This window comes from Bacillus sp. FSL R5-0286, from assembly GCF_038593245.1.
GTDB classification, from domain to species: domain Bacteria; phylum Bacillota; class Bacilli; order Bacillales; family Bacillaceae; genus Bacillus; species Bacillus altitudinis.
Genome location: NZ_CP151977.1, coordinates 2,723,090 through 2,747,691, shown reverse-complemented (window position 1 = coordinate 2,747,691; position 24,602 = coordinate 2,723,090). Strand labels below are relative to the sequence as shown.

Annotated in this window: 23 protein-coding genes and 1 other annotated feature; of the genes, 16 read left to right on the top strand and 7 right to left on the bottom strand. The window is 41.1% G+C overall.

Annotated features, from left to right (window positions below; all coding sequences use genetic code 11):
• Together NST24_RS14085 and NST24_RS14080 are read left to right on the top strand one after the other, a co-directional pair.
• Positions 1-699 carry an ABC transporter ATP-binding protein gene (locus NST24_RS14085; protein WP_017367892.1) on the top strand — a complete coding sequence of 233 codons (699 nt, stop codon included), beginning with the start codon at positions 1-3 and terminating at the stop codon, positions 697-699.
• Positions 689-1,999, top strand: a complete 1,311-nt coding sequence (locus NST24_RS14080; RefSeq protein ID WP_045034182.1) for an ABC transporter permease — start codon at positions 689-691, stop codon at positions 1,997-1,999. Before NST24_RS14085 ends, NST24_RS14080 begins: the two co-directional genes overlap by 11 nt.
• A gap of 60 nt (positions 2,000-2,059) precedes the next feature.
• On the opposite strand, the gene NST24_RS14075 is transcribed toward NST24_RS14080, so the two are convergent.
• Entirely contained in the window at positions 2,060-2,758 is a 699-nt protein-coding gene (locus tag NST24_RS14075; protein ID WP_046344266.1) for a m protein repeat family protein, read from the bottom strand.
• Positions 2,759-2,842: 84 nt separating this feature from the next.
• Positions 2,843-3,646 (bottom strand): STAS domain-containing protein, encoded by an 804-nt coding sequence (locus tag NST24_RS14070; RefSeq protein WP_041507632.1) that lies wholly within the window; start codon positions 3,644-3,646, stop codon positions 2,843-2,845.
• A 425-nt stretch (positions 3,647-4,071) separates the two neighbouring features.
• On the opposite strand from NST24_RS14070, the gene NST24_RS14065 reads away from it, so the two are divergent.
• The 6 genes from NST24_RS14065 (at position 4,072) to NST24_RS14040 (ending at position 11,678) form a co-directional block, all read left to right on the top strand.
• Positions 4,072-4,401: a DUF4257 domain-containing protein gene (locus NST24_RS14065; protein ID WP_008343006.1), complete on the top strand. Its 330-nt coding sequence runs from the start codon at positions 4,072-4,074 to the stop codon at positions 4,399-4,401.
• A 102-nt stretch (positions 4,402-4,503) separates the two neighbouring features.
• Positions 4,504-4,725 (top strand) — a binding site (T-box leader).
• Positions 4,726-4,822: 97 nt separating this feature from the next.
• Positions 4,823-7,237, top strand: coding sequence for a leucine--tRNA ligase (leuS, locus tag NST24_RS14060; protein WP_017367888.1), 2,415 nt, complete (start codon positions 4,823-4,825; stop codon positions 7,235-7,237).
• A 130-nt stretch (positions 7,238-7,367) separates the two neighbouring features.
• Positions 7,368-8,270, top strand: a complete 903-nt coding sequence (locus tag NST24_RS14055; RefSeq protein ID WP_160757435.1) for an alpha/beta fold hydrolase — start codon at positions 7,368-7,370, stop codon at positions 8,268-8,270.
• A gap of 51 nt (positions 8,271-8,321) precedes the next feature.
• A complete protein-coding gene (locus tag NST24_RS14050; protein WP_326377511.1) occupies positions 8,322-9,074 on the top strand; it encodes an NAD(P)-dependent oxidoreductase in 753 nt (250 codons plus the stop codon).
• A 218-nt stretch (positions 9,075-9,292) separates the two neighbouring features.
• Positions 9,293-10,153 carry a carbohydrate ABC transporter permease gene (locus NST24_RS14045; protein WP_113767071.1) on the top strand — a complete coding sequence of 287 codons (861 nt, stop codon included), beginning with the start codon at positions 9,293-9,295 and terminating at the stop codon, positions 10,151-10,153.
• A 25-nt stretch (positions 10,154-10,178) separates the two neighbouring features.
• Complete coding sequence (locus NST24_RS14040; protein ID WP_008343015.1) at positions 10,179-11,678, top strand: extracellular solute-binding protein; 1,500 nt, start codon at positions 10,179-10,181, stop codon at positions 11,676-11,678.
• A 44-nt stretch (positions 11,679-11,722) separates the two neighbouring features.
• Here the strand turns inward: NST24_RS14040 and NST24_RS14035 are convergent, their stop codons facing one another.
• Both NST24_RS14035 and NST24_RS14030 read right to left on the bottom strand, forming a co-directional pair.
• Positions 11,723-12,562 carry an aldo/keto reductase gene (locus NST24_RS14035; protein WP_039168372.1) on the bottom strand — a complete coding sequence of 280 codons (840 nt, stop codon included), beginning with the start codon at positions 12,560-12,562 and terminating at the stop codon, positions 11,723-11,725.
• A gap of 13 nt (positions 12,563-12,575) precedes the next feature.
• Positions 12,576-13,763 carry an MFS transporter gene (locus NST24_RS14030; protein WP_024719303.1) on the bottom strand — a complete coding sequence of 396 codons (1,188 nt, stop codon included), beginning with the start codon at positions 13,761-13,763 and terminating at the stop codon, positions 12,576-12,578.
• A gap of 154 nt (positions 13,764-13,917) precedes the next feature.
• Between NST24_RS14030 and NST24_RS14025 the strand changes: the two genes are divergently transcribed.
• Entirely contained in the window at positions 13,918-14,289 is a 372-nt protein-coding gene (locus NST24_RS14025; protein WP_008343017.1) for a helix-turn-helix domain-containing protein, read from the top strand.
• Between the two features lie 35 nt (positions 14,290-14,324).
• Here NST24_RS14025 and NST24_RS14020 read toward each other — a convergent pair whose 3' ends face one another.
• Positions 14,325-16,625 (bottom strand): helix-turn-helix domain-containing protein, encoded by a 2,301-nt coding sequence (locus NST24_RS14020; RefSeq protein ID WP_144680029.1) that lies wholly within the window; start codon positions 16,623-16,625, stop codon positions 14,325-14,327.
• 231 nt (positions 16,626-16,856) lie between these two features.
• Here NST24_RS14020 and NST24_RS14015 point away from each other — a divergent pair, with 231 nt between their 5' ends.
• From NST24_RS14015 to NST24_RS13985, 7 genes are all read left to right on the top strand, one after another.
• Positions 16,857-17,822, top strand: coding sequence for a sugar ABC transporter permease (locus tag NST24_RS14015; RefSeq protein WP_008343019.1), 966 nt, complete (start codon positions 16,857-16,859; stop codon positions 17,820-17,822).
• Between the two features lie 18 nt (positions 17,823-17,840).
• Positions 17,841-18,953 (top strand): glycoside hydrolase family 105 protein, encoded by a 1,113-nt coding sequence (locus NST24_RS14010; RefSeq protein ID WP_039168377.1) that lies wholly within the window; start codon positions 17,841-17,843, stop codon positions 18,951-18,953.
• A complete protein-coding gene (locus NST24_RS14005) occupies positions 18,950-19,474 on the top strand; it encodes a lipoprotein YteS (protein WP_249855645.1) in 525 nt (174 codons plus the stop codon). Before NST24_RS14010 ends, NST24_RS14005 begins: the two co-directional genes overlap by 4 nt.
• 18 nt (positions 19,475-19,492) lie before the next feature.
• Entirely contained in the window at positions 19,493-20,782 is a 1,290-nt protein-coding gene (locus tag NST24_RS14000) for a Gfo/Idh/MocA family oxidoreductase (protein WP_342461909.1), read from the top strand.
• A gap of 24 nt (positions 20,783-20,806) precedes the next feature.
• A complete protein-coding gene (locus NST24_RS13995; RefSeq protein ID WP_342461908.1) occupies positions 20,807-21,490 on the top strand; it encodes a YesL family protein in 684 nt (227 codons plus the stop codon).
• A gap of 54 nt (positions 21,491-21,544) precedes the next feature.
• Positions 21,545-21,856 carry a rhodanese-like domain-containing protein gene (locus tag NST24_RS13990; protein ID WP_342461907.1) on the top strand — a complete coding sequence of 104 codons (312 nt, stop codon included), beginning with the start codon at positions 21,545-21,547 and terminating at the stop codon, positions 21,854-21,856.
• Positions 21,857-21,957: 101 nt separating this feature from the next.
• Entirely contained in the window at positions 21,958-22,140 is a 183-nt protein-coding gene (locus tag NST24_RS13985) for a sporulation protein Cse60 (RefSeq protein ID WP_003217582.1), read from the top strand.
• A gap of 185 nt (positions 22,141-22,325) precedes the next feature.
• On the opposite strand, the gene NST24_RS13980 is transcribed toward NST24_RS13985, so the two are convergent.
• Together NST24_RS13980 and NST24_RS13975 are read right to left on the bottom strand one after the other, a co-directional pair.
• Positions 22,326-22,850, bottom strand: a complete 525-nt coding sequence (locus tag NST24_RS13980) for a CbrC family protein (RefSeq protein WP_017358334.1) — start codon at positions 22,848-22,850, stop codon at positions 22,326-22,328.
• A gap of 133 nt (positions 22,851-22,983) precedes the next feature.
• Positions 22,984-24,516 carry a BCCT family transporter gene (locus tag NST24_RS13975; RefSeq protein WP_079919390.1) on the bottom strand — a complete coding sequence of 511 codons (1,533 nt, stop codon included), beginning with the start codon at positions 24,514-24,516 and terminating at the stop codon, positions 22,984-22,986.
• Between the last annotated feature and the right edge of the window lie 86 nt (positions 24,517-24,602).

Here is a 24,602-nt window from a genome sequence, read left to right as displayed (position 1 = left end):
ATGATTCAAATTCAATCGTTAGATCATGTGTTTAAAATTGGGAAAAAGGGCAGGGAGAACGAGATTCCTGTGCTCAAAGACATTGACTTGTCTATTAAAAGAGGCGAAATTGCATGTATCGTCGGACGAAGCGGTTCGGGGAAATCAACTTTACTGAATTTAATATCGGGATATATTACGCCAACAAGCGGACAAATTATCGTTGATGGCACCAATGTGACCGGCTTTAATGAGAAAGAATGGGCAGACTTTCGGTTAGATCATTTTGGCTTTATCTTTCAAAGCTTTCAATTGATCGGGAGTTTAACAACATATGAGAACGTTGAACTTCCGCTCACTTTAAAAGGTGTGAAGCCGTCTGAGCGAAAAGTGAAAGTAAAGGAAATGCTGAAACGAGTTGGTCTTGAACATCACGCAGGACATTATCCTAATGAACTATCAGGTGGACAGCAGCAGCGTGTGAGTATTGCAAGAGCCTTGATCCTTAATCCGTCTATTATTTTAGCAGATGAACCAACAGGCAGTCTGGATTCAGAAACTGAAGGAGAAATTCTAGCTTTTATCCAGCAGCTTAATCGTGAAAAAGGAATTACATTTGTCATCATTACACATGACGATGAAGTCGCTTCAATCGCAGACACAACGTTCCAGCTTCATGATGGTGTATTAAAGAAAGGGGATCAGTCCATTGAAATTTAGAGATCAGGTCAAATTCATCAGAAGAAATATGAAGAAAAATAGATTGCGTGTGTTTATGACCATACTTGCAACGACAATGGCATGCTCTTTCTTAATCGTTCTAGCGTCGGTTGGTTTTGGTCTGCAAAAATCGGCTCAAGATGAAATCATGAAACAACAAATTATTACAGAAATTAAAGTGTTAGGCAAAGAAAAAGGTGACGTCAAGGTCGACGATTTAAAGAAATATGATCATGCGAAATCTGTCGTTGCAAGAACGTCAATCATTCCATCGGTTCACGTCGAGCTCGATAATCGCTCAGGTGATACGCAGGCTGTACTGACAGATATGAAAGAAGAAAAAGAGGCAGGCCTTGAACTAGACCGTGGAAAAGTCCCAACATCGGCGAATGAAATTGTAGTTGGGTATCATATGGCAGAACAACTTTGGACGGAAAAAGAACGAAAAGACTATGAAAAAGAAATGAATCAGATATCAAATGGTGAAGAGACACCGGAAGAGCCAAAAGGCTATACGAAGGAAATTTTAAACAAAGTCATTCAAATCAAGGTACCAAAATTTAATGAAAAAAATGAAGTGGTGAAAGAAAAGACGTTCGATTTCCGTGTCGTCGGTGTATTGAAGAAACCGAATTTGGAGTGGCAGCAAGATCATAAAATTCTTATTCCGAATGCTTATGAAAAAGAATTTAGTCAAGTGCTCGATCTGTCTCCTGATGCAGGAAATGTCGAAAAAATGACGTCTGTCTATGCTGATAAGTTCGACAATGTCGGTGCGCTCACAGATAAGCTGACAGATGACGGCTATCAAGTCATCTCTGTGACGAATCAGCTTGAAGGAATGGATATGTTCTTTACAGTCTTTAAAATTGGACTCATCTTTGTTGGATGTATTGCGGTAATTATTTCGGCGATTGGCATTTTCAATACGATGACAATGGCCGTAACAGAGCGGACACAAGAGATTGGGATCATGAAAGCCATCGGTGCGAATCCTTCCATTATTAAGCGAATGTTCCTCATGGAAAGTGCTTATATTGGGGTGATTGGATCGATCATCGGGATCATCATCTCGTACATCGTTAGTTTTGCAGTGAATTTAATCATTCCAGCGATTTTGTCTTCTATGTCTGAAGGGGGATCCAGTGATCAATTCTCGATCACCTTCTCCTATATTCCGCTAAGCCTTGTGGTCACAGCAACAGTGATTAGTGCAGGAGTCGCCATTATTTCTGGACTCAATCCAGCACGTAAGGCGACAAAAACGAATGTATTAACAGCATTAAGAAGAGAAATTTAAAGAAGAACCTCCTGTACCTATATTGGGCTGACAGGAGGTTTTTTTATCGTCAAAAGATGTCTATTGTTTTGGTGCCCGGTACCCTGCACGCTCAGCTTCTTCTACGGAGCAGAACATTTTGGTCACGTTTTTTGTCCGTGAGTAGTATCTGCTGCTCGGTGTGTGATATATGCCGTTGACACTTCCTTTAATATTACAGGCGGCAGATTCTTTTTTTGTTTCTTTTTGTGACTCATGACCGCCAGTATTCGACCCATCATCTTTAGGAGCAGATCGCTGGGCCGATGACGTGGTGTCTTTGTTTACTTTCTGGTGTTCTTTTTTGAGTGTTTCGTTTGTAGAGGTGAGCTTGTCTATTTTCTCTTCAAGCTCATGGATGGTTTTTTCTTGCTGTTTGACTGTCTTCTTTTCGGAGGTGATGGTTTCTAATTTCTTGGATAGCTTTTCTTTTTCTTTGGTCACGTCTTCTAAAGAGGCCGTCAGCGTTTCTTTGTCTTCCTTTAGACGAGAAATGTCAGATGCTAATTGTTTTTGCTCTTTCAGCAGCTGTTCAGAAGATGGATCTGCTTGTGCTTTCGGAGCACCTGTGCCGGCAAACGGTAATGACATAATAGAAAAAACAAGACCAATGGTCAAAAAAGGATAGAAGAGTTTTTTTGAAAAGATTTGTTGATTTTGGTGTTTAAGTAATAAGAAATTGACGGCATATCCAATGGCGAAACAAATACATAAAAGACCTATGATGAGTAACATCATCATTTGGCAGCCCCCCTATATCGCTATTTATACCTATCATACCTCATTTTTCCATTTCGGGGAGCGGTTCAATTAAAAAAACCCTGTTTAAACAGGGTTTTCAGCTAATGCTAATCCTTTGATTGCTTCTTTTACCGTTAAATAAGTGATCGTATTCTGAAAGTCTGTATCTAAGTCTTTCATTTTCATCGCAAGCTGTGGTTTGATCCCAGTGATGATGAGTTCAGTTCCAGTTAAGTTCAGCAGGTGATGCAGTTTGAAAATTCGCGCTGCAACGGAATCATCGACATCAATTAAACCAGAAAGATCGACAATTAAATAATCATCCTTTGAATCTTCTAATATACAAGTTAACTTCGCGACGATAGCATCAAAGCGTTCTTCTGATAATTTTCCGATGAGTGGAAGAGCGGAAACACCATTTTTGATTGGGACAATTGGCGTCGACAGAGAGGTGACTTCCTGTAAGGAATCTTCTAGGAGTTGTTCATATTCTTTCTGCTTTGTAATATCCTTTTGAAAGCCAATAAAAAATGTTTTGTCATCTTGTTCAATGTATAGAGGATCTATATTGAGTTCATTCCAAAAAAAAGTACCGTCTTTTTTATAATTTTTGAGCTGTGTGGTAATAGGTGTTTTGTTTTGAATTCCGTGACGTATTAAGGCAAGTTGCTCTTGATTTGTGTCTTTTCCTTGGAGGAATCGACAATTACGTCCAAGAATCTCATCTGGTTTATATCCAGTCATTTGTGTAAAGCCATGATTCACATAAACGATAGGGTTATCCTCTAAAGAAGGGTCTGTAATGACAACACCAATCCGCGCATGATCCAGCGCTTTTTTTATGAGTTCAAGCTGTTTTTGCAAGCCGAAGATGTTCGAGCTGACCATATTACCCTCCTTTGCTGCTGCTATCAGACATTTAAGATGGTTTTTTTAAAACCAAATGAATTCTTTTTAAACGTAACATAACATATGTTCTGTTTCAATGATTGCAATCGCTTTGTTAAATTTGTCATCATAGTTTGTCCTCCATTAGAATAGAGTAAGTAAGGAGACTTTTCATTAGAAAAAGAAGGGATCATTTGAGGATAATTCATAAAATGACAAAAATAGTTAATATGGATTAGGTAAAAATGATTCCAATGCATCAAGATTGTTTTTGGGTCATTCACATATAATGGAAGAAACAAGCTTTTTTTCTTCGTTAGAGAGAATAGACCTTTTACATGGATTATGACGGAACAGCAGAATGGCATTACAGGGGGCTGGACAGCCTGAAGTCGCTTTACTATTCTAAGGGCTTTAGGAAGGTGATGAAAATGCTGCAACAAGTCATTATTGCTTGCGCCATTGGAGGGGTCATGGGCATTCTCGGTCACGTAAAGAAAAAAGGCAGGCTAGAGAAGCCCAGAATGACAAAGAAGTTTATTTATCTAGGGTTTATTGAAGATTGGCTCGTTGGGATGATTGCTGCTACACTGCTTGTCTTATCCTCAAATCCCGAATCTAGTCTGCACTTGATCATCTTATCCATTATTTCAGGTTACGGAGGAGAAGCAGTTCTGCGAAGCTTCGATTTTGTGAGAGAAGAACGTTCACAGGATGCAGGCTCCAACCGTCATAACCGATCTCCACACGAATAATATCCTCACTTTACCCTAGTCTAGGGTACATTCCCATTGTATACAAACCTGCTTGCACTTATGATCATAATTCTATAAAATACTACTTAGATGACGGTTACGATAAGAACAGTGAAGAGGAGTAGTAGGAAAGCAGCATTTGTCTTTAGAGAATTGACGGCTGGTGAAAGTCAATCAAATCTGCTTCTGAACTCGCCTCAGAGTTGCAGTTGCGTTAAAGCTTCTGTCGCATGTCTGCGTTAAAGATATTAAGTGAGCGTATGAACAGTTCATGACGCTAACAAGGGTGGTACCGCGGGAACCAAAAAATCTCTCGTCCCTTTCCAGGGATGAGGGTTTTTTGTTGATTTTAGAAAAATCTGAATTCTTGCAGTGGTCATCTGAGCAGATAAAGCCGTACATATTAAAGGAGGTTTTCACATTGAGTTTTCAGCATCGGGAAATTGAAAAAAAGTGGCAGGATTATTGGCTGACACATAAAACATTCGCCACATCTGACTCGGAAGATAAACCAAAGTTTTATGCGCTAGATATGTTTCCTTATCCATCAGGAGCAGGGCTTCATGTAGGGCATCCTGAAGGATACACAGCAACGGATATTTTATCACGTATGAAACGTATGCAGGGATACGATGTTCTTCATCCAATGGGATGGGACGCATTTGGTCTTCCAGCGGAACAATATGCGCTGGATACAGGAAATGATCCAGCTGCATTTACAGAAGAGAACATTAATAATTTCCGCCGCCAAATTCAATCATTGGGCTTCTCATATGATTGGGATCGAGAAATTAACACGACAGATCCGAATTATTATAAATGGACCCAGTGGATTTTCTTGAAATTGTACGAAAAAGGATTGGCGTATATTGATGAAGTACCTGTAAACTGGTGCCCAGCACTCGGTACAGTCCTTGCAAATGAAGAAGTCATTGATGGGAAAAGTGAGCGCGGAGGGCATCCTGTTGAAAGACGTCCAATGAAGCAATGGATGCTAAAAATTACAGCATATGCGGACAGGCTGTTAGAAGATTTAGAAGACATTGATTGGCCTGAAAGCATCAAAGACATGCAGCGCAACTGGATTGGACGTTCTGAAGGTGCACATGTTCACTTCGAAGTAGAAGGACATGACGAACAGTTTACTGTGTTTACAACACGTCCTGATACACTATTTGGTGCAACATATGCCGTTCTTGCACCAGAGCATGCACTAGTTGAAAAAATTACAACAGCTGCTCAAAAAGAAGCTGTTGAAGCATATATCAAAGAAATTCAGTCTAAGAGTGACTTAGAGCGAACAGATCTTGCTAAAACGAAAACGGGCATTTTCACAGGTGCTTATGCCATCAATCCATTGAATGGGGAAAAGATGCCGATCTGGATTGCAGATTATGTGTTAGCCACATATGGCACTGGAGCGATCATGGCAGTTCCTGCTCATGATGAACGTGATTATGAATTCGCCAAAACATTCGATCTTCCAATCAAAGAGGTTGTCGAAGGTGGAGACATTGACAAAGAAGCCTACACAGGTGATGGAAAGCACATCAACTCTGATTTCTTAAACGGCTTAGGGAAAGAAGAAGCAATTGAAAAAGCGATTGCATGGCTGGAAGAACATCAAAAAGGTGAAAAGAAAGTCACTTATCGTTTAAGAGACTGGCTGTTCAGCCGTCAGCGTTACTGGGGAGAGCCAATTCCAATTATTCATTGGGAGGACGGAACATCTTCAGCTGTTTCAGAGGAAGAGCTTCCACTGATTTTGCCTAAGACGACTGAGATTAAGCCAAGCGGAACAGGTGAATCACCTTTAGCGAATATTAAAGATTGGGTAGAGGTCGTCGATCCAGTGACAGGTAAAAAAGGACGCCGTGAAACCAATACGATGCCACAATGGGCAGGTAGCTGCTGGTACTTCTTACGTTATATTGATCCACATAACACAGAAGAACTTGCATCGCCTGAAAAGCTAAAGAAATGGCTTCCGGTTGATGTGTATATTGGTGGAGCAGAACATGCTGTGCTTCATCTGCTATATGCACGATTCTGGCATAAATTCTTGTATGATATTGGTGTTGTTCCAACAAAAGAACCGTTCATGAAATTGTTCAACCAAGGAATGATTCTTGGTGAAAATAATGAAAAAATGAGTAAATCAAAAGGGAATGTTGTCAACCCAGATGATATCGTAGAATCTCATGGTGCAGATACATTAAGACTGTACGAAATGTTCATGGGACCTTTAGATGCATCGATTGCTTGGTCTGAAACAGGTCTTGATGGTGCTCGTCGTTTCCTAGATCGTGTATGGCGTCTGTTTACAAATGAAGATGGCTCCATCAGTGATAAAGTGACAGAGCAATCTGGCGGCGCATTAGAGCGCAGCTACCATGAAACCGTCATGAAGGTAACGGATCATTATGAAGGCTTACGTTTCAATACTGGGATTTCACAATTAATGGTGTTCATCAACGATGCATACAAGGCTGACACACTGCCGAAAGAATATGCAGAAGGATTTGTGAAACTTCTTTCTCCGATTGCACCGCATGTAGCGGAAGAGCTTTGGAACAAACTTGGTCATGAAGGGTCTATTTCTTATGAAGCATGGCCGCAATATGATGAGTCAAAACTTGTCGATGATGAAGTGGAAATTGTCGTACAGCTAAATGGAAAAGTGAAAGCAAAATTAACGGTCCCTGCTGATGCAACAAAAGAGCAGCTAGAAGAGCTTGCGAAAAATGATGCACGGATAAAAGAACAGCTTGAAGGGAAAACAATCCGCAAAGTGATTGCGGTTCCTGGAAAACTTGTCAATATTGTCGCAAACTAATGAACGCACCCATCGGTATCAGCCGATGGGTGTTGTTTATTTCCCGGGACATAATTTTGTCGAAAACAAGGTAATTCCTCCATCAATCTCGTATTTAACAAGTTGATCAAGAAAATGAGGAGTGACGTCAATGGAAAAGGAAAGCAAACGTGAACAACTGCTCAGTTTATTAGGGGAAATGCCGGAGCGCCATCGTGTGGAGGCGTATACGTTAAAGATTGAGGAACGTGAATCGTACTTAGTAGAAACACTCATTCTCTCTATTCATGGGGTGGAGGAAGTTCCGGCTTATTTTGTGAAGCCGAAAGATACAGTAAAAAAAAGGCCTGTTGTCTTGTTTCAGCATTCTCATGGTGGGAATTATGTGGATGGGAAAGAAGAGTTATTGAAGGGGGCTCATTATTTGCAAACGCCTTCATACGCAAAAGAATTCACTTCAAAGGGCTATAGTGTGTTGGCGATTGATCACGCGGGATTTGGTGAAAGAAGGGGAAGAACAGAAAGTGAAATTTTCAAAGAAATGCTGTTAACAGGAAAAGTGATGTGGGGCATGATGCTGTATGAGAGCATGTGTGCAATTGATTATTTGCTGTCCCGCTCTGATGTGCTTCCAGAGCGTTTAGCTGTTTTTGGGATGTCAATGGGCGGCCTTCTTTCATGGTGGACGGCAGCACTTGATGAGAGGGTCAGTGTGTGTGTGGATCTTTGCGCACAGGTTGATCATCACACATTGATTGAAACAAATCATTTAGATAGACACGGTTTTTACTATTATGTACCGAGCTTAGCTAAGCACTTTACAGCAGCTGACATCCAAGAAATGATTTTCCCAAGACCGCATTTAAGCTTAGTTGGAAAGCATGATCAGCTTACACCTGCTGAAGGTGTTGGACGAATTCAACAGACATTAAGTCAAGCCTATCAAGCTGCTTCCTTAAAGGAACGTTATCAGCTTGTAGGTTTACATGCAGGTCATTTTGAAACGGCTGCTATGCGCCACGAGGCTACACGTTTTTTGAAAAAGTGGCTGTAATCAATAGACGGCATGGACATACTACTCCGATAGAGATGAAGGAGGAAACAGATGAAAAAAATCACCATGATTGGCGGATGTGGTGTCATCGGACGTTTATTAACTAAAGAGCTCTCTTCGGAGTATGACCTGACCATCATTGATCAAACAAGATGTGTAGAAGAAGTCATTTTTGCAAATGCGGCGAATGATGAGGAGTTGTTTCAAGCCATTCCAAGAGATACAGATGTGATCATTCATCTTTTAAACATAGACATGACGCATGATGTGATGAATGAAAAGGAGTTTGCAAAAATGAATGAGGTGTTTTGGATAAGCACGTATAATATGTTTCGTTCAGCGGCCAGGTTAAGCATTCCAAAAGTCATTTTTGCAAGCAGTAACCATGTGACAGATCGCTATGAAAAAGATGGGCACTCCTTACTAGGGCGAGAAATTACGACTGATGATGTACCAGCAACGAAAAATGTGTATGGCATTTTAAAATTTGCTTCCGAACAGCTTGGGCGTTTGTTTCACGATCAAACAGGTATGTCTGTCATCAATTTGAGAATTGGAACCGTCGTGACAGATGAGATGGAAGGATTGCACACCAAAAAAAGAACGAAACGAACGCTTCTTTCACATGAAGACCTTTTCGGCATGATCAAGGCTGCCATCGAAACGGACGTTCCATTCGGGACTTATTATGCCGTATCAGAAAATGAAGGAAAACCTTGGTCTACTGAGAAAGCGAAGCAGGAGTTAGGCTACAGGCCAGATGTCAATACGGCAGAAATTCTGAAAGAAAGTGATCAGGCATAGGGCATAATCATGACATTAGCTGATGATCTTTTTCTTTTCATTGATGAGGCTAAAAGCACGAATGGCATGATCATCTCTGTGGTCTGTCATGATGATTATAGACGCTTTCTTCCCCCGTTTGTTACATTTTAATCACGATATCGTCAAAGGCTGCAGCTTATGTTCAGACGAAATGATAACGCTTACAAAGAAAGGGCGTGATGAACATAGATCGTTCTATTAAAGGCCGATTGTTCAATGTATTTAATTACTCTTTTCTACTCATGTTCGCATTAATATGTGTGCTCCCGTTCATCCATGTCATTGCCGCCTCTTTTGCGACAGTAGAAGAGGTCATCTCAAAGAAGTTTATTTTGTTTCCAACGACGTTTTCTCTAGAGGCCTATCGCTATATCTTTTCTACAGATATTGTGTATCGCAGCCTGATTGTATCCATTCTTGTGACATTCGTTGGAACAGCGGTCAGCATGTTTTTATCCTCACTCATGGCGTATGGGCTGTCTCGTCAGGAGCTAAAGGGCCGAAGAACCCTCATGTTTCTCGTTGTCTTTACGATGCTGTTTAGCGGAGGGATGATTCCGACGTTTATCGTCGTGAAAACACTTGGGCTGCTTGATACTTACTGGTCACTCATTCTGCCAGTGGCCATCAATGCATTCAATTTGATCATTTTGAAAAACTTCTTTCAAAACATACCGGCTAGCCTTGAAGAATCAGCGAAGATGGACGGCTGTAACGATTTAGGGATCTTCTTTAAAATCGTGCTGCCACTTTCTTTGCCAGCTATTGCGACGATTTCACTTTTTTATGCCGTGACGTATTGGAATACGTACATGACAGCCATTTTATATTTAAACGATTCGGTGAAATGGCCAATTCAGGTCCTGTTAAGACAAATCGTCATTGTATCAAGCGGTATGCAGGGAGATATGTCAGATATGGGCTCATCAACACCGCCGCCAGACCAAACCATTAAAATGGCGGTCATCGTCGTGGCGACCATTCCCGTTCTGCTTGTCTATCCATTTATTCAAAAGCATTTCAACAAAGGGGCATTACTAGGTTCTGTAAAGGGTTAAAAAGATGGAATAACGGAGGGATCTTATGGGGAGAAAGAAATTATGGCTGATTGCCTTTGTTTTGTTATTTGCCGCAAGTGGTATTCTGTCAGCTTGTTCAAGTAAAGGGGCAAGTTCATCAGATGAAAAGGTTGATTTAGACAAAAAGGTGAAGCTGACATGGATGGCGATTTTATATCATCAGCAGCCGCCGAAAGATTCAGTGTTAGAAGAGATTGAGAAGCTCACAAATACAGAGCTTGATATTACGTGGGTGCCTGATGCGGTGAAAGAAGACCGTTTAAATTCAGCACTTGCCGCAGGGAACCTCCCGCAAATTGTGACGATTCAAGACATTAAGAATTCATCTGCTATCAATGCGTTTAGATCAGGCATGTTCTGGGAAATCGGTCCATACTTAAAGGATTATCCAAATTTAAGTAAGATGAACGAACTGATTAATAAAAATGCCTCTATCGATGGGAAGCTTTATGGCATTTATAGAGAGAGACCACTTTCAAGACAAGGGATTGTCATTCGAAAGGATTGGCTTGAAAATTTAAATTTGGATACACCAAAAACGCTGGATGACCTTTATGAAGTAGCCAAGGCATTTACTGAAAAAGATCCGAACAAAAATGGTAAGGACGATACAATTGGTTTTACAGACCGTAACGATTTGATTTACGGTGCATTTAAAACGCTCGGTTCTTATGAAGGAATGCCAACAGATTGGAAAGAAGAAAACGGCAAATTTACGCCAGACTTTATGACAGATGAGTATATGAATACAATGAAATATATGAAAAAGTTGCGTGACAATGGCTATATAAACAAAGACTTCCCAGTCACAAGCAAAACGCAGCAGCAAGAATTGTTCTCACAAGGAAAAGCGGGTATCTATGTTGGAAATATGGTAGATGCAGTGAACTTAAGAGATGATGCAACAGATAAGAACATGGAAGTGGATATTATCAACCGAATCAAAGGCCCAGATGGCAAAGAACGTGTATGGGCATCAGGCGGCCATAATGGCATCTTCGCCTTCCCTAAAACAAGCGTCAAATCAGAAGCAGAGTTAAAGAGAATTTTGGCTTTCTTTGACCGCATTGCAGAAGAAGACGTGTATGGTCTCATGACGTACGGGATTGATGGAAAGCATTATAACAAACAAGATGGAAATACATTTGTGAGGGAAGAAAGCCAAGTGAAAAGCTGGCAGACAGATGTACAGCCGCTTGTCAGCCTCGTAGGGATTGATAAACGTTACTTGAAAAATAAAGGCGATGCAGTTCGTACAAAATATGAAGAACTAGAAGAAGACAATAAAAACATCATTGTCGCTAACCCTGCTGAAAGCCTGTATTCAGAAACAGCATCAGAGCGAGGAAATGAATTGAAGAAAATCATCGATGATGCGACCTATAAGTTCATTCTTGGTGATATCAACGAAGAACAATTTAAGAAAGATGTAGAGAAGTGGAAATCAAATGGTGGAAATAAAATCATAGAAGAATATGAAGCTTCCTTTAAAAAATCAAAATGATGAACATGAAGACCCCCGCTTAGTAAAAAGCGGGGGTGTTTTCATTAAAAGTCGAAGTTGTCTGGATCAGGACCAATTCGTTTATTTTCATTTAAGGCAGACAGGCGCTTCATATCCTCATCAGATAGGACAAAATCGAAAATATCGGCATTTTCTTTTAAACGATGGGCTTTCGTTGATTTAGGAATCGTAATGACGCCTTTTTGCACATCCCAGCGCAAAATAATTTGAGCAGGTGTTTTGCTGTATGTGCCCGCAAGCTCCGTGATCAGCGGGTGGTGCAGCAGCTCTCCCTGCATAAGTGGTGACCAGGCTTCCATTTGGATACCATGTGTTTTCAAATACGTAAACAACGTTTCCTGCGTGAGTTTTGGATGAAACTCGACTTGATTAATCGCTGGAATGATGTCCGCATCTTTCAATAATTCATCTAGATGATGCGGCTGGAAGTTACTCACACCGATGGCTCTAACTTTTCCTTCACGGTACAGCGTTTCAAGCGCGCGCCAGGCTTCCTTGTATTTCCCTTCAACTGGCCAGTGAATTAAATACAGATCAAGGTAATCAAGCTGAAGTTTTTTCAGGCTGTCTTCGTATGCTTTTAGTGTCGCTTCATATCCTAAATCGGCATTCCACACTTTGGATGTCACAAAGATGTCTTCGCGGCGAAGGCCTGTTTCTGCTAGACCAAGTTGTATGCCTCGTCCAACACCTTCTTCATTGCCGTAAATAGAAGCTGTATCAATACTGCGATATCCTAATTGAATGGCTGTTTTAACAGCTTCAATTAATTCCGTTCCCTCTTCAACCTGAAAGACCCCAAGACCAAATCCTGGCATGCGGACGCCGTTGTTTAATGTTTTTGTACTTTGTAAATCGTTCATATGAAAGACTCCTTTAAATGGTTTGTTTGTATTCTTTTTGTTCGATTTGATGACTCACCATCGTGAGTATGGCCGCCATGAGCACCATGATGCCCCCAACCCAGCCGGTATGCACAAGCCCAAGGGTATCTGTCACGATACCGCCTAAAAATGAACCAATGGCGATACCTGCATTAAAGGCAGCGATATTCAGAGCGGAAGCAACATCGACAGCTCCAGGTGTATACCTTTCTGCAAAATCAACGACGGCAACTTGAAGGCCGGGTACATTCATGAAAGCAAACAGTCCCATCAGCATCACAGTTCCAATCCCGAGTGTCATAAATCCAGCAGTAAAGCTAAGGATAAACAAGATGAGACTTTGAATGATAAACATATAAATCAGTGCTTTCATTGGCTGTTTATTCGCTGCTTTTCCGCCAATGACATTCCCAGCGGCGATGGTCATCCCGTATAACAGCAGGATCAAGGCAACTGTTCCAGGCGCAAGACCTGTCACATGCTGCAAGAGAGGGGATAAATAGGTGAAGACGACAAAAGTTCCTCCATACCCTGTAGCAGTAATGACAAATAAAAGCAAAATTCTTTTCGTCTTTAATAAGGCTGCTTGATCCTTAAACGTTGTTTTCACACCCTGTTTCAATTGAGACGGAACAAGGAAATAGTTAGAAATCAGTGCGATTAGGCCAATCATGACAATCACACCAAATGACGTCCGCCAGCCGAGCTCATGACCAAGAAACGTACCGAATGGCACACCGGTCACAGTAGCGACTGTTAAACCAGTGAACATAAAGGCAATAGCGCTTGCCCGCTTTTCTTTCACCACAAGGCTTGCGGCAATGGTCGAGCCAATCGACATAAATACGCCATGTGATAGGGCTGAAATCACTCGTCCGATTAAGAGCACAGAAAAAGTCGGGGCAATCGTGGCAAGTGTATTTCCAATGAGAAAGACGAGCATAATGAGCAAAAGCAATGTCTTTTTGTTCATAGCGGAAGTCAGAGAGGTTAGAATTGGTGCGCCAAAGGTAACACCGAGCGCATATAAAGAAACGGTCCAGCCGGCCTGACTGACACTCACGCCAAAGTCCTCTGAGATCATCGGTAGGAGACCTACAGAGATAAATTCAGTTGTACCTATAGCAAATGCACTAATCGCTAGTGCGAGAAGGGCAAAGTGATTTTGTTTGTTTTGCATAGTGATTCACATCCTTCTTTCATGACATTTTAATAGACGAAGCCGATCGGCAAGAGTTATTATCTAACATAGATGACAGAAAAAAAAGTACGTACTTTTTTGTAATATAGGTACTAAAAAGTGCCTGTACAGCATCAAAAGGAGTGAAGAGACGTTGGAAAAGAAGAAATATAATATCTCTGTGGAGGCAACGCTTGAAGTGATCGGCGGGAAATGGAAGTGTGTCATTTTATGTCATTTAACACATGGGAAAAAGCGGACGAGTGAACTGAAGCGCCTCATGCCAAATATCACGCAAAAAATGCTCACACAGCAGCTGAGAGAGCTTGAAAATGACGGTGTGATTAACCGCATTGTATATGAACAAGTGCCGCCTAAAGTGGAGTATGAATTAAGTGAATACGGACAGTCACTTGAGCGAATTTTGAATGCGTTATGTGATTGGGGGGCAGCCCATATTGAACGAGTGTATGGCGAGCCGCTTTCAGTGCTGGAAGACAGTATTCTAAATGAACAGTTTAAATAAAAAAGTCCCGCTTCTTGTGAGAGCGGGACTTTGCTTTATATGCCTTTTTTCTGATCACGGTACTTCCCAGGTGTTGTGCCTTCCAGCTTTTTAAAGGAGCGGATGAAATTTTGCGGATTTTTATATTTTAGCTTTTCCGAAATTTCTTTCACCGACATATCTGTCTCCACCAACCAGTTTTTGGCGACATGATGTCTGTAAGACGAGAGATATTCACTAAAGGAGATATCCATTTCTTTTCTAAAAATACTGCTTAAATAATTTGGGTTGTAGTGCAGGCGTGTAGCGATTTCGTCCAATGTCAGATCTGAGTCAAATTCTTGATGAATGATATGAATGATTTTCTCTGAGATATTTTTATATTGAGAGTCTTCACGCGCGCCGAGCTGATCAATGATGGGTCGAATGATCTCATGTTTCAGCCACGCTTCTGTATCTTCAAACGTTTTAAACTCAAAGATCGTATCATAGAGCATTTTATTATCTTCGACTTCAAACAATTCAATGCCTAGTAAATGCATCAGCTCGATGAGATTGTTTAAAAAACGAGCGAGAGCAATCTGGTACTCATGTGGTCCAGCATTTTTAGAAAAAATGGATTGCAGAAGCACATGTAAATAGTGATCTGCCTTGCCTTGATCGCCTGCTTTAATGGCATCAAATAAATCATGCTGCAGCTGTTTTGGGAAGTGAGTCTTAAACGTCTTTCCTTGCTGAATATGCTCGTATAAAAGAATGGATTTTTTCTCTGCCTTGAGCCTATATTTTAAGGCTTCTTTTCCCTCAATATAAGCATGTTTGGCCATAGAGAGCTCTTTAAATGAGCGACTGATCCCAATGCTGATCGATAAGCCCAGCTCTTCCTCAATCCGCTGCTGAATTGTTTCAGCTAATTGATTTAAATATTCAGTAAATTCCTCTTCTGACTTCGATTGATTGAGGACAATCGTCGTTTGATGCTGATTGACAACGGTCGGCTGAAGGTGCTCCTCTAGCGGAATAATCTGCTCAATCAGTCCATTTATCGCAAATAAAAGCAAGTCTGCATCCTTTTTTTCATACGGCGTTCCTTTTAGTGTATCGATTTGGGTCACAAGCATGGACAAATGGGACCAGTCACGAGGAAAGCCTAGACTTTGAAATCGGTTGTGAATCTCTTCTTCCGTCAGTTTGCCAAGCAGCAACCGCACCATAAAGTATTGCTGTAAGTGGGTCACTTGCTGCTCAATCCGTTCCTCTAGATCATTGTTTTGATCTTTCATTTGTTTAATGCTCGATTCGATGAGCTCAAATTCATTTTGGAAAGGCTGTTTATGCAAAAACGACTCATTACGTGCAAAGGATTCGTATAATAAGCGAATCGGTTTATAAAAGTGTCTAGAGCCAAACCATGAAAATAATAATGAAAGCGCTAACAAAATAAAGCAAATAATAAAGGTGATCCACCCGATTGATTTCGTTTGCTGCTTTAGTTCTGGAATGGAGACAAAGGATAAGTATGTCCATTCGTTATAATCTGATTTTTGAAACGTAATTTGATAGTTTAGTTCATCGATTTTCATATCAAATTGTCCGGATCGTTCTTCAAGTGACAGGACATGTTTGACGAAATCTTGATTTTTTAACGAGTCACCAATTTGTTCTTTTCGATTATGTAGCAGCACTTTTCCGTTTGTATCAATGACAAACATACTATCAGATTGAGAGAAGTCAGGCATGTTGTCAGCAATCACGCAGCTTGGAATGCTGGCGACGGCGATCCCCTTTTTTTGGACACTATTCATCGGAAGCTGCTTGATTAAATTCACATTGTATTTGCAAAAGGATGTCTTTCCTTCTTTTGTTGAGACAAGTGGATTATTTTCTTCAAGTGCCCAGCTGGAATGACTCGGAATATTGAGGTAAGAGGTTAACGCTTTCTCTTGATCTCCGTTTGAGACATGATAAAGACCAGAATTGTTCATATACCAATCTTCCATTTTACTAACAAGTGTAATATTGGAGAGATCGGTGTCGAAGGTTTGCAGGTAATTCAGTTCTTGCTGGACTTGATTATAAAGTTGGAATTGGTCTGGATTTAAAGGTTCTGCCAGTGTTTGAAGGAGAGGCGGCGAACTGACATAGTGAGTGAGAGAATGATCTACTGTCTTTAAAATATGCTCAATATTGGATTGCGTTTGTTTGACGCTGTCCAGCTTTTCATTTGAAATATTTTCGAGTGCAGTTTTTTGCGAATGCTGATAAGAAAAAATACCGACAATAATAACAGGAATTGTACTAAGCACGAAAAAAAACGTCACCAGCTTGTAATAAAATTTATACTGCTTTCTTTTCATAAAACCCCCCATTTCAAACGAAACAATCTTTTCCCCTTAGTTTATTAATCCAAAAATCTGGTAGGTTTGTCAATAATCATTTTCTGAGATTAGGATCATTTTCTTATGTTTTATGTAACGTTTTGAGTAGCTTCCCCTGAGTAAATATGATCTGATGATATGATTGTAGACGGATTTTTCATCCTTAAGATACAGTTAACACATGCATCAGCATGAGGGGAGGCTTTATCTGTGAAAACACAGGATGTCACTGCCAAGGGTGTGCCTGCGGCAGCTTTGAAAAAAGAAAAGAGAAAGCGCTTACTTAACCAATTACTTAGTCAAAAATTTCTGTATTTAATGATTTTGCCAGGGCTCCTTTATTTTCTTGTCTTTAAATATGTCCCTATGTGGGGGCTGATCATTGCCTTTCAAGATTACCAGCCGTTTCTCGGAATTCTTGGCAGTGAGTGGGTTGGTTTCAAACACTTTATTCGCTTATTTACAGAACCAACATTTTTCATCTTATTAAAAAATACGCTCATTTTATTTGCCATGAATGTCGTGATTTTCTTTCCGATTCCAATCTTATTAGCCCTTCTTTTAAACGAGGTCAGGTTGGCACTGTTTAAGAAATTTGTTCAGACAATGATTTATATTCCTCACTTCATGTCATGGGTGATTGTCGTGTCCTTATCTTTTGTTTTGTTAACGGTAGATGGCGGGTTAATCAATGAATTGATTGCTTTCTTCGGAGGAGAAAAGATTAACTTCCTTCTTAGTCAAGAATGGTTTAGACCCATGTACATTTTGCAGGTAATCTGGAGAGAAGCGGGTTGGTCAACCATTATTTATCTTGCAGCGATTACAGCAGTAGATCCGCAGCTATATGAAGCAGCAAAAATGGATGGAGCCGGCAGACTCAGACAAATGTGGCACATCACCCTTCCTGCGATTAAAAGTGTCATTGTTGTACTGCTCATTTTAAAAATTGGTGATACATTAGAGCTTGGATTTGAACATGTCTATTTATTACTCAATGCGACCAACAGGGAAGTTGCAGAGATTTTTGATACGTATGTGTATACAGCTGGTCTGAAGCAAGGACAATTCAGCTATAGTACCGCTGTTGGTTTATTTAAAGCAGCCGTTGGACTTATTTTGGTCATGATGGCAAACCGTTTAGCGAAGAAGTTTGGAGAAGAAGGGATTTATTAAAAGGGGAGATGAAGACCAATGACATTATCGATTGAAAAGGGATCACCGCTTGAGCATGCAGAGAAATTAGCACAAACAATAATGAAAGCGTATACACCAATTGAACTTCCGCCAGCTGGAAGGTGGCACTATCATCAAGGGGTTTTCCTTTGCGGAGTGATGAAGCTGTACGAAGCAACAGAAAACGAGGCGTACTTTGATTATGTGAAAAATTATGCTGACTCACTCATTGATGACCATGGGAATCTGTTATTCCGCAGAGACGAGCTTGATGCCATTCAAGCAGGGCTCATTTTATTCCCGCTGATTGAAAGAACAGGAGAGAAGCGGTATGTGAAGGCAGCAGAAAAGCTTCGGGGGCTTTATCGGACGCTGAATCGCACGTCTGAGGGCGGTTTCTGGCATAAAGACAATTATGCCTATCAAATGTGGCTAGATGGTCTTTATATGGGTGGGCCTTTTGCTTTAAAGTATGCCCAGTTGACAGGAGAATCGGAGCTGGTGGACATGGTCATCCATCAAGAGCATCTCATGAGAAAGCATACCAAAGATGAAAAAACGGGCCTTTACTATCACGCATGGGATGAACGGAAAGTGATGCCATGGGCTGATCAACAGACGGGCTGTTCCCCAGAATTTTGGGCAAGATCCTTTGGCTGGTATGTCCTTGCGTTAGCCGATATGATCGAAGATTTACCAGAAGGACATGAAGGACGAAAAGTGTGGAAGGACACACTGACAGATATGCTGGAAAGTGTGGCAAAATATCAGGACGACGAAACGGGTCTATGGCATCAAATCATTGATAAAGGAAGTCATAGCGACAATTGGCTTGAAAGCTCAGGGTCATGTCTATTCATATATGCGATGGCAAAAGCCATGAATGAAGGATATGTCAGTCTTCGATATGTTGATCATGTGGTCAAAGCGTATCAAGGATTGATTCAGTATAAAACGGAGGAAAAAGACAACGGCGATTTTACGGTGAACGATATTTGTATTGGAACATCTGCGGGATTTTATGACTATTACGTTGGCAGAGAGCGGAGCACGAATGATTTGCATGGAGCAGGCGCTTTTATTATGGCGTTAACTGAACTAGAAAAGCTGTCTGTGTTTCAAAAGGTATGAGGCGGCATCAAAGGGCTGCGGCATGGCTCCTCAGCTTCATCGCTGCCTTTTATTTGTCCGCCTGTCAGGGGAAAACAGAGGGGATTGATGTCCTTATTTTTTCTGACATGTCAAAAGCAATGAAAGACCAATTAGTGGAGAAAGCTTTTCAACCAAATCAGGAGACATACGACGTTCACATCTTCCCTGCAATTCCTGAAAAACTTCTTGTTGAAATAACTGCAAAAGAGGGGGACGTGATGTTTGTCCCGGAAGAAATGTTTAGAACATATGATGATCCTGAAAGCTTTCAGCTGCTTGAAGAGATGCGGGTAGATGGCGAAGGGGCAGGACCATATACGGTGGAAGATGCAAAGACGGGAAATACAGTCGATTATGCGGTCCAAATCAAGAAAGGAACAAAGCAGCTAAATGGCTATACCTTTCGATTACACCGAGATATGGTCGCCTTTATTCCTGTGTATACGGAGAAATCTAAAGAGGCACTGTCTCTCATGAAACAGCTTCGTGAAAACCATTAGAAAAAGGGGTGGGGGAATGTGAAAAGGGTCGCCGTTTGCGGGCTCAGTCACCGTGCTTTCAATATGTTTATCAAACCGCTCACCGAGGATTTCAACGAGCATTACAGGATTACAGGGCTCTTAGATGTAGATGAGAAGCGGTATACACTTTGTCAGGAGCGTTTTCCATCACTAAGGGGCGTCTCATTTTTTCATGAGGATGCATTTGGTCAGATGGTGAAGGAAGCAAGACCAGATATCGTCATTGTGGCGGGGCGAGATGATACACATGTCACATATATCCTGCAGGCACTGGATCATGATCTGGATGTCATAACGGAAAAGCCGATGGTCACAACAGCAAAAGACGCCAAACAGGTGATGGAAAAAGAGGCAGAAAGCAAAGGGAAGGTCACCGTCACCTTTAATTATCGCTACAATCCATTCCATCGAAAGATAAAAGAGCTCATTTTAGATGGAAAGATTGGAAGGGTCACGTCTGTTGAGTTAAGCTGGCTCATTGATACGTATCACGGAGCCAGTTATTTTAAAAGGTGGAACCGCTCGCGTCAATATTCAGGCGGTCTGTCTATTCATAAATCGACCCATCACTTTGACTTGGTCAACTGGTGGATTGATCAAAAGCCGAAGCAAGTATTTGCCTATGGCGCATTGAATTATTATGGGGATGGAAGTCCTTGGAATCCTTTGCAGGGTGAAGAGAATCGATATTGTGGAACCTGTTATGTAAGAGATACCTGTCATTATGAAGCAAGGTGGAATCCGCGGGTAGAGCGCACAAAGGTGGAGGATGACCATATTGAATCGGGTGAGCAGCAGTCAAAGCAATACTCAAATTATCGCCCGGATGCCTGTATTTTTGATCAAGAAATTGATATTGAGGATACGTATGTGGCGTCAGTGGCTTATGATCAGGGGGCTTTGTTAAGTTACTCGATTCAATTTTCAGCGCCATATGAAGGCTACCGGCTTGCGATTAACGGGACGAAGGGACGGATTGAAACAAATGAGTTTCATGTGCCATCGAGAATCCCTTTTCAATTCCCTGAACAGACAATTGCATACTACCCGATGTTTGGTGGAAAAGAAACGATTGAAGTTGTGAAGCAATCAGGAGGTCATGGAGGCGGAGATCCGCTATTATTAGCAGATTTATTTTTAGGAAAAGATCCGCTCATTCCTTATGACATTTCGGCAGGAGCAGAGGCGGGGGCTTATTCCATTGCACTTGGCGAAGGCATGTGGCGCTCAGTTGCAGAAAAACGTCCGATTGAAATAGAAGAATTGTTTCAAAAAGAGACGGTGTAACGAGAAAGAGAGGAGGGAAGAGAGATGGATCATGATGGATCAATGAGCAGAATGTTGCGCATGTGTGAGTGGGTGATGAGACTTGCCTATACGAATTTGTTATGGCTTTTGTTCACTTTACTTGGGCTTGGAATCTTTGGCTTCATGCCTGCAACAACAGCGTTATTTTCTGTGATGAGAAAGTGGATACAAGGGCATGAGCAAGTCAGCGTCTTTCAAACCTTTTGGAAAGTATACCGCGAAGAATTTGTACGCTCTAATGTCATTGGAGTGGTGCTGGTCATCATCGGGACAATTATTTATGTAGACCTTGCTTATATTTATCCAACGAGTTGGTTTTTACACGTGCTTCGCTTTGCGATCTATATCTTTGGTTTTCTGTTTATTGTCAGCTTGTTTTATATCTTTCCGCTGCTGGCTCATTATGAGTGGAAAAAGCGTCTTTATTTGAAATTTTCCCTTCTGCTTGGCATCTCGTATTTGCAATATACGCTCTCTATGCTCGTTTTCTCGTCTGTTCTCTTTATCCTATTTGCTTATTTGCCAGGGATCGTACCGTTTTTTAGCATCAGCATTCTCGCATATGGCCACATGTGGCTAGCCTATCAAGTGTTTAAAAAGATAGAGTTTGAAAGCGAGCAGCCGGCAGTTGATGTGAAGAAACGCTTCCCGTCTTTCCTTCAATCCAAGCGGGTGAATACGCAGTGATGTGTATGATTTGCTATAATGGTGTCACCGTGAATAAAAGGAGAGATGAGAGTCGTGTCAGTAAAAGAAATTTCAATAGAAGAATTAAAGCAAAAGCTAGAGCAAGAAGAAGCCACTCAACTCGTCGATGTGCGTGAGGATGAAGAGGTAGCAGAAGGCATGATTCCAGAGGCAGTCCATATTCGAATGGGCGATATTCCTGAGAAGCTAGATGCGTTTGATAAGACGCAAGAGTATTATATTATTTGCCGTTCTGGTAAACGCAGTGAGAATGTCTGCTATTTCTTAGAAGACCAAGGCTATCAAGCAACCAATGTCGTTGGCGGCATGCTTGCATGGACAGGAGAAACAAAACCGAAGCTGTAAAAAGAAGTCCTTTCATCGACAAGATGGAAGGCTTTTTTTGTTCATATGTCCGTCTCTATTTGCATAAAAATAGAGTAGCAAGAGAAGGGAGAGTGGCATATGTGCTGAAGGTAGCTGTATTTGATGAAGAACACGAGAAAGATTTGCAAAGCGAAATCAATCTTTTTTTAAAAGGAATGGACGACGACCAAATTATTGACATCAAATACAATGTGGCGGTGATCTGTGAGCAAGGAGGAGAGCAGCTCTACTGTTTTTCAGCGCTCATTTTATATAAAAAATAAAAGGACCTGCTGAAAGGTCCTTTCAGCGTGTAGACAAACCCTCGCATTCGTTGTCAGTCCTGCGTGCTGGTGCTCACGAATGTGAAATTCGCTCCGCGCCAGTACTCGTCCTTCCTAGTCTGCAAAGGTTTTCTATCACGCTGAAAAGAAGAAAAAGGGCTCAAATAAAGGTCCTTTTGACATGATCAACTAGCATCAATATGTAAACGATGCTTTTTGCAGTGAACGCATTGAAAGAGGTAGCCTTGCAAGTCTCCTCCGTTCACGAGCCATTGTTTCAGGTTCTCTTTTGTGAAATGTCCACCGCTGCAAATCTCTTCAATATCCTCTGAGAGTTCTTCCTCTAAATGCTCAATCTCTTTCCATCCAACATACTGCACAATCGCGCAAAAATCCCCGCAATGGCTTAACCAATATTCCTGCTGCCATCCGCGGTAACCCGGCGTTCTGTAGATCAGTTCATCTATATATTCTTCATGATCGACGTCATCACAACTCACATCGTCTTGAAACATTCCATTATATGTTTGAGCAGCTGATCCATCTTTAATGCACCAAGGACAAATGCCAGAAACGTCTTCAACAGAATAAAAAGGACCATGATATACATAATCTCGTTCTTTCTCACAAACGGGGCATATCGTCTGCTCTTTTTTAATCACATGTAATGAAACTGGGTCTGGGTTGTACTTGAACGTAGGTAACGTCATATAAACCTCCATTATGTAGAAAAGTGATGATTCAACACTATTTTATCGGAATACACGATGTCATGACAATCTTCAATTATTTCAACGAGAAAAAAAGCCGTTCGGATGAGGAACGACTTTTCTCTTGTGATGATTATGCTTTTTTTACTCTTGGACTTCTTGGTTTATTGTACTTATTTGCTTGTTTAATCGCTCTTCGTTCTTCATTTAATGACTTGTACAGTGAAACAATCATTAAAATGATGACAACAGAGAACGGCAAAGCAGCAAGTTTGGCTGTGTTTTGCAAGGCTTCAAGACCGCCTGAAAATAAGAGCACTGCCGCAACTGCTGACTGGATAATACCCCAGCTGATCTTTACACTATTCGCTGGATTTAATGATCCATAGGTTGTCTGCATTCCGAGAACGAATGTAGCTGAGTCTGCTGATGTGATAAAGAATACCGCAATTAAGATCAGTGCCAGAATGGAAGTAATCATGGCAAGTGGATATTCATTTAAAACACCAAACAGCATCGTTTCAGTAGACATGTTTGCAACATCGACGATATTGTTCTGTTGTAAGTCCATTGCAGATACACCAAAGATCGAGAACCAAAGGAACACGAGGATGGAAGGAGCCACTAAGACACCAATTAAAAATTCTCGAATGGTTCTCCCGCGTGAAACCCTTGCAATAAAAATACCGACAAATGGCGACCAAGAGATCCACCATGCCCAATAGAAGATGGTCCATCCATTAATCCATTCTCTCTTTTCAGGATCATTTGGTGATAATCTAAAGCTCATCTGTACAATATTTGATAAGTATTGTCCGATTGAATCAGTAAATGAATTTAAAATATACACAGTTGGTCCAACAATAAGTAAAAAGATCATGAGTAATGCAGCAAGAATCATGTTTGTGTTACTTAAATATTTAATCCCTTTACCAATACCGCTCCAAGCAGAGAGAAGGAACAGGACCGTGACGATTGCAATAATGATGAGCTGAGTCAGGAAGTTATTTGGAATTCCAAATAAATAGTTTAATCCGCCATTAATTTGTGCGGCACCTAGTCCTAAACTAGTAGCTACACCGACCACCGTTGCAAATACTGCGATGCAATCAATGGTTTTTCCAATCCATCCATGAATTCTGTTTCCGAATACTGGGTATAAGGTGGAACTGATTAATCCAGGTGCATCTTTTCTAAATTTAAAGTATGCAATGCAAAGGGCGACAATTGCATAAATGGCCCATGCATGAAGTCCCCAGTGGAAAAAGGTATAACGAAGGGAATCACGGAAGGCTTGTGCATTTTCCGTCTCGCCTGTTGGGGATTGAATGGCAAAGTGGCTGATCGGTTCAGCGGCTCCGTAAAAAACAAGCCCAATGCCCATTCCAGCACTAAATAGCATCGCAAACCAAGAAAAAAGACCAAATTCAGGCTCTTCACCTGGCTTTCCTAACGTAATTTTTCCGATAGGGCTAAAGATAAAGAATAGACAAAAGCCGACTAGCAGCGATACGACTAATAAATAATACCAGCCAAAGTCATTTGTAATGTATGTTTGAATTTGATCTGTCACATTTTGCAGCGTATCTGGAGAAAGGGCTCCCCATAGAACGGCAATAAATGTGATAGCAATCACAATCCAAAATACACTTGATACGTTTTTCACACCATCTCACTCTCCTGTTGTTCTACACGTTTAAGCAGAGGATTTAATTTAATATCCCCTGTCTCAACTATTTTCAAACAAAAAGA